The sequence below is a fragment of the Streptococcus symci genome, assembly GCF_006385165.1.
Taxonomy (GTDB): Bacteria; Bacillota; Bacilli; order Lactobacillales; family Streptococcaceae; genus Streptococcus; species Streptococcus symci.
On the sequence record NZ_VFJA01000005.1, the window covers coordinates 130073 to 139881 of the forward strand.

The following is a 9809-nucleotide window of genomic DNA, read 5'->3' on the forward strand; positions in this document are numbered from 1 at the left end:
GGAGAATATAATGGAATCACAATATACATTTTTAATCATTCTTGTGGCTATGGTGGGCTTGATGTTCTTTACGCAACGCTCTCAAAAGAAACAAGCACAAAAACGTATGGAAAGCTTAAATAAACTGCAAAAAGGCTATGAAGTGATTACAATCGGTGGACTTTACGGAACAGTCGATGAAGTAGATACTGAGAAGAGAACCATTGTTCTTGATGTCGATGGAGTTTACTTGACTTTTGAACTAGCTGCTATCAAGACAGTATTACCGCTGAAAGAAACAGCTTCACTAGAAGGCGCAATTGAAAAATAAGACGGGATTACTAACTCCCGTTTTTCTATAAAAGAAAGGAAATGGGATGAAAAAACTAGTCTTTGTCTGTTTGGGAAATATTTGTCGCAGCCCTATGGCCGAGTTTGTTATGAAATCAATGACAGATAATTATGAAATCCAAAGTCGAGCGACTTCCTCTTGGGAACATGGTAATCCGATTCATAAGGGAACTCAAGGAATTTTTCAAGAGTATCAGATTCCTTATGACAAAGCCAAAACATCGCTTCAGATTAGCAAGGAAGATTTTGAAGCCTTTGATTATATTATCGGAATGGACGCTTCAAATGTTTCTGACTTACGTCAGATGTGTCCAGTAGACTGTCAAGATAAGATTTACTCATTTGCATCTGAAAGCGTTCCAGATCCTTGGTATACAGGAGATTTTGAGGAAACCTATCAGCGTGTTCAAGAGGGTTGTCAAGCATGGTTAGAACGTTTAGAGAAGGAGAGTGAAGATGGAAAATCTTAAGAATTTTTACGACAAGTATCGTGTCTATCTGACTCGTCCACGTTTAGAGCTTTTGGTAGTAGTTACGATTGTCTTTTGTGCTGTGCTCGTCTTTTTTCTAAATATTCCCGGAAAAGGTGTTCTAAAGCTTGATAATGGAACGATTGTTTACGATGGCAGTCTTGTCCGTGGTAAAATGAATGGGCAAGGTACCGTTACCTTCCAAAATGGAGACCAGTATACTGGTGGTTTCAACAATGGAGCCTTCAACGGAAAAGGTACCTTTCAATCTAAAGAAGGCTGGACCTACGAAGGTGATTTTGTAAATGGTCAGGCTGAAGGAAAAGGAAAACTAACAACAGAACAAGAAGTTGTTTATGAAGGGACTTTTAAACAAGGCGTTTTTCAACAAAAATAAAGCCTCCTTATCAAAGGAGGTATTGTTAGCATCTAAAAGTAAGCGCTTACTAGAAAATCTATCTCTTTCCAAGCCCCTCTTCCAAGTAAGTTTGTGAAATAAAAAATATTTGAAATTAATTTCACAAACTCTAAAGAAAAAACTTGCCAATTGAAGAAAATGAGAAAAATTTCACAAATAATAAAAAATTCTTTGTGAAATGTTTGTGAAACTGTTTACAAAGTTGAAATAATGCGTTATAATAAACTTGTGAAAAAATTAACAAAGGATATCGATCCTTGAAAGCTATGGAGGAAAATATGGCTGATAAAAAAACTGTGACACCAGAAGAAAAGAAACTCGCTGCTGAAAAGCATGTCGATGGCTTGGTGCAAAAAGCTTTAGTTGCTCTTGAGGAAATGCGTAAACTCGACCAAGAACAGGTCGACTACATCGTAGCTAAAGCGTCAGTGGCAGCTTTGGATGCCCACGGAGAATTGGCTCTACATGCCTATGAAGAAACAGGACGTGGTGTATTTGAAGACAAAGCAACTAAGAACTTGTTTGCTTGTGAGCACGTAGTAAACAACATGCGTCACACTAAAACAGTTGGTGTTATTGAAGAAGATGATGTAACAGGATTGACTCTTATTGCTGAACCAGTTGGTGTTGTTTGTGGTATCACTCCAACAACAAACCCAACATCAACAGCAATCTTCAAATCATTGATTTCATTGAAGACACGTAACCCAATCGTCTTTGCTTTCCATCCATCAGCACAAGAATCATCTGCTCATGCAGCTCGTATCGTCCGCGATGCAGCTATCGCAGCTGGTGCTCCTGAAAACTGTGTGCAATGGATTACTCAACCATCTATGGAAGCAACAAGTGCCCTTATGAACCACGAAGGTGTTGCAACAATCCTTGCAACAGGTGGTAATGCCATGGTTAAAGCCGCATACTCATGTGGTAAACCAGCTCTTGGGGTAGGTGCCGGAAACGTTCCAGCTTATGTTGAAAAATCAGCTAACATTCGCCAAGCTGCACACGATATCGTCATGTCTAAATCATTTGATAACGGTATGGTCTGTGCATCTGAACAAGCGGTTATCATTGATAAAGAAATTTACGATGAATTTGTAGCAGAGTTCAAATCTTACCACACTTACTTTGTAAACAAAAAAGAAAAAGCTCTTCTTGAAGAATTCTGCTTCGGCGTGAAAGCAAACAGCAAAAACTGTGCTGGTGCAAAATTGAACGCTGATATCGTTGGTAAACCAGCAACTTGGATTGCAGAACAAGCAGGATTTACAGTTCCAGAAGGAACAAACATTCTTGCTGCAGAATGTAAAGAAGTGGGTGAAAACGAGCCATTGACTCGTGAAAAATTGTCACCAGTTATCGCAGTTTTGAAATCTGAAAGCCGTGAAGATGGTATTACTAAGGCTCGTCAAATGGTTGAATTTAACGGTCTTGGACACTCAGCAGCTATCCACACAGCTGATGAAGAATTGACTAAAGAATTTGGTAAAGCTGTTAAAGCTATTCGTGTTATCTGTAACTCACCTTCTACTTTCGGTGGTATCGGGGACGTTTACAATGCCTTCTTGCCATCATTGACACTCGGATGTGGTTCTTACGGACGCAACTCAGTTGGGGATAACGTTAGTGCCATTAACCTCTTGAATATCAAAAAAGTCGGAAGACGGAGAAATAACATGCAATGGATGAAACTTCCTTCAAAAACATACTTTGAACGTGATTCAATTCAATACCTTCAAAAATGTCGTGACGTTGAACGTGTCATGATCGTTACTGACCATGCCATGGTAGAGCTTGGCTTCCTTGATCGTATCATCGAACAACTTGACCTTCGTCGCAATAAGGTTGTTTACCAAATCTTTGCTGATGTAGAACCAGATCCAGATATCACAACTGTAAACCGTGGTACTGAGATTATGCGTGCCTTCAAACCAGATACAATCATCGCTCTCGGTGGTGGATCTCCAATGGATGCTGCTAAAGTAATGTGGCTCTTCTACGAACAACCAGAAGTGGACTTCCGTGACCTTGTCCAAAAATTCATGGATATCCGTAAACGTGCCTTCAAATTCCCATTACTTGGTAAGAAGACTAAATTTATCGCGATCCCAACTACATCTGGTACAGGATCTGAAGTAACTCCATTTGCCGTTATCTCTGATAAAGCAAACAACCGCAAATACCCAATCGCTGACTACTCATTGACACCAACTGTGGCAATCGTAGACCCTGCCTTGGTATTGACAGTTCCTGGATTTGTTGCTGCGGATACTGGTATGGACGTATTGACTCACGCGACTGAAGCTTACGTATCACAAATGGCTAGCGACTACACTGACGGTCTTGCACTTCAAGCAATCAAACTTGTATTCGAAAATCTTGAAAGCTCAGTTAAAAATGCAGACTTCCACTCACGTGAGAAAATGCATAATGCTTCAACAATCGCTGGTATGGCCTTTGCCAATGCCTTCCTAGGTATTTCTCACTCAATGGCCCATAAGATTGGTGCGCAATTCCACACAATCCACGGTCGTACTAATGCTATCTTGCTTCCATACGTCATCCGCTACAACGGTACACGTCCAGCTAAGACAGCAACATGGCCTAAGTACAACTACTACCGTGCAGATGAAAAATACCAAGATATCGCACGCATGCTTGGACTTCCAGCTTCTACTCCAGAAGAAGGTGTGGAATCTTACGCAAAAGCTGTCTACGAACTTGGTGAGCGCGTAGGTATCCAAATGAACTTCAAAGCACAAGGAATTGATGAAAAAGAATGGAAAGAACATTCACGTGAATTGGCCTTCCTTGCTTACGAAGACCAATGTTCACCTGCTAACCCACGCCTTCCAATGGTTGACCATATGCAAGAAATCATCGAAGATTCTTACTATGGCTACAAAGAAAGACCAGGACGCCGTAAATAATTGTTTATCAGCCTAGAGGCAGGAATTTCCTGTCTCTTTTCTTGTAGAATTGGAGTATTGAAAATAATTTTTAGCTTTTCTGTTTTCACTTTTCATCTGAAAAGGAAAGTGAGAAATGACTAGGTAGACAAAGAAAGACAGCAGTATAGGCTTTCAAAGGAGAAAGAAAAATAAGTGGGGTATAGACAAAAAACAACGCCCGTACTTGCAATTCAACTCAAATAGTTATATAATAGGTTTGTTGAAAGGTGATTTGTAGTGATTCAAGTTACTCTTTTCACAATAAAAATTTCATGATTTTCATAAGGAGGAAATCACTAATGGTAGTTAAAGTTGGTATTAACGGTTTCGGACGTATCGGTCGTCTTGCTTTCCGTCGTATCCAAAACGTAGAAGGTGTTGAAGTTACACGCATCAACGACCTTACAGATCCAGTTATGCTTGCACACTTGTTGAAATACGACACAACTCAAGGTCGTTTCGACGGTACTGTTGAAGTTAAAGAAGGTGGATTCGAAGTTAACGGTAAATTCGTTAAAGTTTCTGCTGAACGTGATCCAGAACAAATCGACTGGGCTACTGACGGTGTAGAAATCGTTCTTGAAGCTACTGGTTTCTTTGCTAAGAAAGAAGCAGCTGAAAAACACCTTAAAGGTGGAGCTAAAAAAGTTGTTATCACTGCTCCTGGTGGAAACGACGTTAAAACAGTTGTATTCAACACTAACCACGACGTTCTTGACGGTACTGAAACAGTTATCTCAGGTGCTTCATGTACTACAAACTGCTTGGCTCCAATGGCTAAAGCTCTTCAAGACAACTTTGGTGTTGTTGAAGGATTGATGACTACTATCCACGCTTACACTGGTGACCAAATGATCCTTGACGGACCACACCGTGGTGGTGACCTTCGCCGTGCTCGCGCTGGTGCTGCAAACATCGTTCCTAACTCAACTGGTGCTGCTAAAGCTATCGGTCTTGTAATCCCAGAATTGAACGGTAAACTTGACGGATCTGCACAACGCGTTCCAACTCCAACTGGATCAGTTACTGAATTGGTAGCAGTTCTTGAAAAGAACGTTACTGTTGATGAAGTAAACGCAGCTATGAAAGCAGCTTCAAACGAATCATACGGTTACACAGAAGATCCAATCGTATCTTCAGATATCGTAGGTATGTCTTACGGTTCATTGTTTGACGCAACTCAAACTAAAGTTCTTGACGTTGACGGTAAACAATTGGTTAAAGTTGTATCATGGTACGACAACGAAATGTCATACACTGCACAACTTGTTCGTACTCTTGAATACTTCGCAAAAATCGCTAAATAATTCATGAGTCGATAAAAAGCAAGGCCTCTTGGCCTTGCTTTTCTTATATTGAAAAATGGATGACACAACAATCATCCATTCTTTTTTAATTCTTTTTCAAATGTATCGGAAAGGGTAGTGAAACTTAACTTTTCTAATGTAAGCGGATGGGTAAAGGACAGTCGAAAGGCGTGAAGCATAAGCCGATTTGTTTTTGATTTGCTATTATAGAGAGGATCACCCAGGATAGGGAGGTTGTGATGAGAGAGATGCACGCGAATCTGATGTGTTCGCCCTGTCTTTAGTTTGCAACGAACCAAGGAAGTCTTGTTTGGGAATTGCTTTAATCTGCTTACATGTGTTTCGGCATATTGGCCATTTTTTGTATCAACTACTCGTTTTCTGCGATCATGGCGATCACGTCCGATTTTGTCTTTGAAAACAAGTTCTTTGCTGTTGATATGTCCGTCAACCTGTGCCCAATATTCTCTAGAAATCTCTTTTTTCTCCAATAAGCGATTGAGAATAGGCAGGATAAAAGGATTTTTGGCAAAGAGAACCAAACCACTGGTTTCCATGTCCAGACGATGAACGACATAGCAGGTTTGGCCGACATAGGCACTGACATGGTTAAGAAGTGCGATTTCGTTTGGTTGGTTACCATGTGTTTTCATACCCTCAGGTTTGTTGACAATAATCAAGTGTTGATCTTGATAAACTTCTTGAACGAGGTTTGGGTTGCCCCAAGGGATTTCTTTTTCGGGATAATCTTCCTCGTCAAAAGTCAACTGGCAAACATCTCCAGGACTTACCATTTCGTTCCAATGAACTTCTCGCTGATTAATCAAAATGTGTTTCTTGATTCTCAAAAAATGACGGATTTTTCTAGGGATGAGGAGTTGCTCCTCTAGTAATTGCTTAACCGTCATTTGAGGTAGAGAGTCTGGTAATGTAAATGTGAATTTCATACAGATATTGTAACAAAAAAAGCCCTATTTGGATAGGAAATAGCTAAATTCTTGTCTTCCTATGATGAAGATGATAAAATAAACGCATGAAATTAGATAAATTATTCGAGAAATTTCTTTCTCTTTTTAAAAAAGAAACAAGTGAACTAGAGGATTCTGATTCTACTAGCTTACGTCGCTCTCGTAGTGATCGAAAAAAATTGGCCCAAGTAGGTCCAATTCGAAAATTCTGGCGTCGCTATCATCTAACAAAGATTGTCCTTATACTAGGTTTGAGTGCAGGCTTGCTAGTTGGAACCTATTTGTTTGCTGTAGCCAAGTCAACCAATGTCAATGATTTGCAAAATGCCTTGAAAACTCGAACTCTCATTTTTGACCGTGAAGAAAAGGAGGCTGGTGCCTTGTCTGGTCAAAAAGGAACTTATGTTGAATTGACTGATATCAGTAAAAATTTGCAGAATGCCGTTATTGCGACAGAAGACCGTTCTTTCTATAAAAATGACGGGATTAACTATGGTCGTTTCTTCTTGGCTATTGTAACTGCTGGCCGTTCAGGTGGTGGTTCTACTATTACCCAACAGCTGGCTAAAAATGCCTATCTGTCGCAGGATCAAACTGTTGAGAGAAAAGCGAAAGAATTTTTCCTTGCCTTAGAATTAACAAAAAAATATAGTAAGGATCAAATTCTAACCATGTACCTTAACAACGCTTATTTTGGAAATGGTGTGTGGGGCGTAGAAGATGCGAGTAAGAAATACTTTGGAGTTTCTGCATCAGAAGTGAGTCTGGATCAAGCTGCGACTCTGGCAGGAATGCTAAAGGGGCCGGAACTGTATAATCCTTTGAATTCCGTAGAAGATTCTACCAATCGTCGCGATACTGTTTTGCAGAATATGGTTGCGGCGGGTTACATTGATAAAAACCAAGAAACCGAAGCTGCAGAAGTTGATATGACTTCGCAATTGCACGATAAGTATGAAGGAAAAATCTCAGATTACCGCTATCCTTCTTACTTTGATGCGGTTGTTAATGAAGCTGTTTCCAAGTATAATCTAACAGAGGAAGAAATTGTCAATAATGGCTACCGCATTTATACAGAGCTGGACCAAAACTATCAAGCAAATATGCAGGTTGTCTATGAAAATACAGCTCTATTTCCGAGGGCAGAGGATGGAACATTTGCTCAATCAGGAAGTGTGGCTCTCGAACCGAAAACAGGTGGAGTTCGTGGAGTTGTCGGTCAGGTTGCTGGCAATGATAAAACTGGATTCCGGAATTTCAACTATGCAACTCAATCAAAACGTAGCCCTGGTTCTACAATTAAGCCTTTAGTTGTTTATACGCCTGCAGTTGAAGCTGGCTGGGCTTTGAATAAGCAGTTAGATAATCATACTATGCAGTATGACAGCTATAAGGTTGATAACTATGCAGGGATCAAAACGAGTCGAGAAGTTCCTATGTATCAAGCCTTGGCAGAATCTCTTAATCTGCCTGCTGTTGCCACTGTTAATGATTTGGGAGTTGATAAGGCTTTTGAGGCGGGCGAAAAATTCGGACTCAATATGGAAAAAGTCGATCGTGTTCTTGGTGTCGCCTTGGGAAGCGGTGTTGAAACCAACCCTCTTCAAATGGCTCAAGCGTATGCTGCTTTTGCAAATGAAGGTTTAATGCCGGAAGCTCATTTTATTAGTAGAATTGAAAATGCTAGTGGGCAGGTTATTGCGAGCCATAAAAATTCACAAAAACGGGTGATTGATAAGTCTGTAGCTGACAAGATGACTAGTATGATGTTGGGGACATTCACCAACGGTACCGGTGTTAGTTCATCGCCTGCAGACTATGTCATGGCAGGAAAAACTGGAACAACTGAAGCTGTTTTCAATCCTGAATACACAAGTGACCAGTGGGTAATTGGTTATACTCCGGATGTAGTGATTAGTCACTGGCTTGGTTTCCCTACCACTGATGAAAGCCACTATCTAGCTGGCTCTACTTCAAACGGTGCAGCCCATGTCTTTAGAAACATTGCAAATACCATTTTACCTTATACGCCAGGAAGTACCTTTACAGTCGAAAATGCTTATAAGCAAAATGGAATTGCACCAGCCAATACAAGAAATCAAGTACAGAGTAATGAAGAAAATCAGGCGGATAATAGCCTGTCTGATATTAGAAGTCGTGCACAAAATCTGGTAGATGAGGCTAGCCGTGCTATCTCAGATGCTAAAATTAAGGAAAAGGCTCAAACGATATGGGATTCGGTAGTCAATCTATTTCGTTAAGATGCTTGTCAAAGCCTAGCTTTCTTGTTATAATAGATAAGATGGAGGCGTTATGGCACTAAAAAAAGCAAGCCTAGCTTGTGCGGTTTGTGGTTCGAGAAACTATTCAATCAAGATCAGCGGAAACCCCAAGCCAACACGACTAGAAGTAAATAAATTTTGTAAACATTGTGGTAAGTACACTACACACAGAGAAACGAGATAGGAGAGAGCGATGCGTTTTATTGGAGATATTTTTAGACTTCTTAAAGACACAACATGGCCAACTCGCAAGGAAAGCTGGAGAGATTTTCGGTCTATCATGGAATACACTGCTTTCTTTGTTGTGATTATTTATATTTTTGACAAGTTGATTGTTTCAGGTTTGATTCGATTTATTAATATTTTTTAGAAGACCTGTGGAGTTATTCACGCTAGAAATCTTCTATTATGAAAGGAAGTATCATGGATAGTTTTGATAAAGGATGGTTTGTCTTACAAACCTATTCTGGTTATGAAAATAAGGTAAAAGAAAATCTATTACAACGTGCACAAACCTACAATATGTTGGATAATATTTTACGTGTTGAAATTCCAACACAAACAGTGCAAGTTGAAAAAAATGGAAAGAGAAAAGAAGTAGAAGAAAATCGCTTTCCAGGTTATGTTCTTGTGGAAATGGTGATGACAGATGAAGCTTGGTTTGTTGTTCGAAATACACCAAACGTTACAGGATTCGTCGGATCTCACGGAAATAGATCAAAACCAACTCCATTATTGGAACAAGAAATCCGTGATATCTTGGTTTCTATGGGACAAACTGTACAAGAGTTTGATATCGATGTTGAAGTTGGTCAAACTGTACGTATCATTGATGGTGCTTTTGCAGATTATACTGGTAAGATTACAGAGATTGATAACAATAAAGTGAAGATGATTATCTCTATGTTTGGTAATGACACAATAGCAGAAGTAAACCTAAACCAAATTGCAGAATTATAACCCAAAGAGAGGCTTGCCCTCTCTTTTTTGTGCAGTTGAGGAGCTAAAGGGGACAGAACGGAGGAAATGGGACAAAAGTGTTTCTGAATCTGTTAAACTGTATCTAGAAAGGGGGACGTTATG

10 protein-coding genes are annotated in these 9809 nt (G+C 39.9%); 9 read left to right on the forward strand and 1 reads right to left on the reverse strand.

What is annotated here, in order from left to right; genetic code table 11:
• Window positions 1-10 precede the first annotated feature (10 nt).
• From yajC to gap, 5 genes are all read left to right on the forward strand, one after another.
• On the forward strand, window positions 11-310 hold the full coding sequence (gene yajC / locus FJN11_RS10030; protein ID WP_000445811.1) for a preprotein translocase subunit YajC: 300 nt from the start codon (window positions 11-13) through the stop codon (window positions 308-310).
• Between the two features lie 46 nt (window positions 311-356).
• Window positions 357-800, forward strand: coding sequence for a low molecular weight protein-tyrosine-phosphatase (locus FJN11_RS10035; protein ID WP_049552209.1), 444 nt, complete (start codon window positions 357-359; stop codon window positions 798-800).
• The gene (locus FJN11_RS10040) at window positions 787-1197 is read left to right on the forward strand and encodes an MORN repeat-containing protein (protein ID WP_140224617.1); all 411 of its coding nucleotides are present in this window, start codon (window positions 787-789) and stop codon (window positions 1195-1197) included. Before FJN11_RS10035 ends, FJN11_RS10040 begins: the two co-directional genes overlap by 14 nt.
• Before the next feature lie 299 nt (window positions 1198-1496).
• On the forward strand, window positions 1497-4148 hold the full coding sequence (gene adhE, locus FJN11_RS10045; RefSeq protein ID WP_049552207.1) for a bifunctional acetaldehyde-CoA/alcohol dehydrogenase: 2652 nt from the start codon (window positions 1497-1499) through the stop codon (window positions 4146-4148).
• A 320-nt stretch (window positions 4149-4468) separates the two neighbouring features.
• The gene (gene gap / locus FJN11_RS10050; protein ID WP_000260685.1) at window positions 4469-5476 is read left to right on the forward strand and encodes a type I glyceraldehyde-3-phosphate dehydrogenase; all 1008 of its coding nucleotides are present in this window, start codon (window positions 4469-4471) and stop codon (window positions 5474-5476) included.
• A gap of 71 nt (window positions 5477-5547) precedes the next feature.
• Here the strand turns inward: gap and FJN11_RS10055 are convergent, their stop codons facing one another.
• Entirely contained in the window at window positions 5548-6423 is an 876-nt protein-coding gene (locus tag FJN11_RS10055; protein WP_083320506.1) for an RluA family pseudouridine synthase, read from the reverse strand.
• An 86-nt stretch (window positions 6424-6509) separates the two neighbouring features.
• On the opposite strand from FJN11_RS10055, the gene pbp2a reads away from it, so the two are divergent.
• The 4 genes from pbp2a to nusG are packed head-to-tail and all read left to right on the forward strand — an operon-like array spanning window position 6510 to window position 9686.
• The gene (gene pbp2a, locus FJN11_RS10060; RefSeq protein ID WP_042749897.1) at window positions 6510-8705 is read left to right on the forward strand and encodes a penicillin-binding protein PBP2A; all 2196 of its coding nucleotides are present in this window, start codon (window positions 6510-6512) and stop codon (window positions 8703-8705) included.
• A gap of 52 nt (window positions 8706-8757) precedes the next feature.
• The gene (gene rpmG / locus FJN11_RS10065) at window positions 8758-8910 is read left to right on the forward strand and encodes a 50S ribosomal protein L33 (RefSeq protein ID WP_001809375.1); all 153 of its coding nucleotides are present in this window, start codon (window positions 8758-8760) and stop codon (window positions 8908-8910) included.
• A gap of 9 nt (window positions 8911-8919) precedes the next feature.
• A complete protein-coding gene (secE, locus tag FJN11_RS10070; RefSeq protein ID WP_001210990.1) occupies window positions 8920-9096 on the forward strand; it encodes a preprotein translocase subunit SecE in 177 nt (58 codons plus the stop codon).
• Between the two features lie 53 nt (window positions 9097-9149).
• Window positions 9150-9686, forward strand: coding sequence for a transcription termination/antitermination protein NusG (gene nusG, locus FJN11_RS10075; RefSeq protein WP_049492454.1), 537 nt, complete (start codon window positions 9150-9152; stop codon window positions 9684-9686).
• Window positions 9687-9809 lie beyond the last annotated feature (123 nt).

What these genes read in the sequence shown, in the direction of transcription:
- FJN11_RS10055 (WP_083320506.1), bottom strand. Translation starts at nt 6,423, where the DNA reads ATGAAATTCACATTTACATTACCAGACTCTCTACCTCAAATGACGGTT.
- FJN11_RS10040 (WP_140224617.1), top strand. Translation starts at nt 787, where the DNA reads ATGGAAAATCTTAAGAATTTTTACGACAAGTATCGTGTCTATCTGACT.
- rpmG (WP_001809375.1), top strand. Translation starts at nt 8,758, where the DNA reads ATGGCACTAAAAAAAGCAAGCCTAGCTTGTGCGGTTTGTGGTTCGAGA.
- gap (WP_000260685.1), top strand. Translation starts at nt 4,469, where the DNA reads ATGGTAGTTAAAGTTGGTATTAACGGTTTCGGACGTATCGGTCGTCTT.
- FJN11_RS10035 (WP_049552209.1), top strand. Translation starts at nt 357, where the DNA reads ATGAAAAAACTAGTCTTTGTCTGTTTGGGAAATATTTGTCGCAGCCCT.
- yajC (WP_000445811.1), top strand. Translation starts at nt 11, where the DNA reads ATGGAATCACAATATACATTTTTAATCATTCTTGTGGCTATGGTGGGC.
- adhE (WP_049552207.1), top strand. Translation starts at nt 1,497, where the DNA reads ATGGCTGATAAAAAAACTGTGACACCAGAAGAAAAGAAACTCGCTGCT.
- pbp2a (WP_042749897.1), top strand. Translation starts at nt 6,510, where the DNA reads ATGAAATTAGATAAATTATTCGAGAAATTTCTTTCTCTTTTTAAAAAA.
- nusG (WP_049492454.1), top strand. Translation starts at nt 9,150, where the DNA reads ATGGATAGTTTTGATAAAGGATGGTTTGTCTTACAAACCTATTCTGGT.
- secE (WP_001210990.1), top strand. Translation starts at nt 8,920, where the DNA reads ATGCGTTTTATTGGAGATATTTTTAGACTTCTTAAAGACACAACATGG.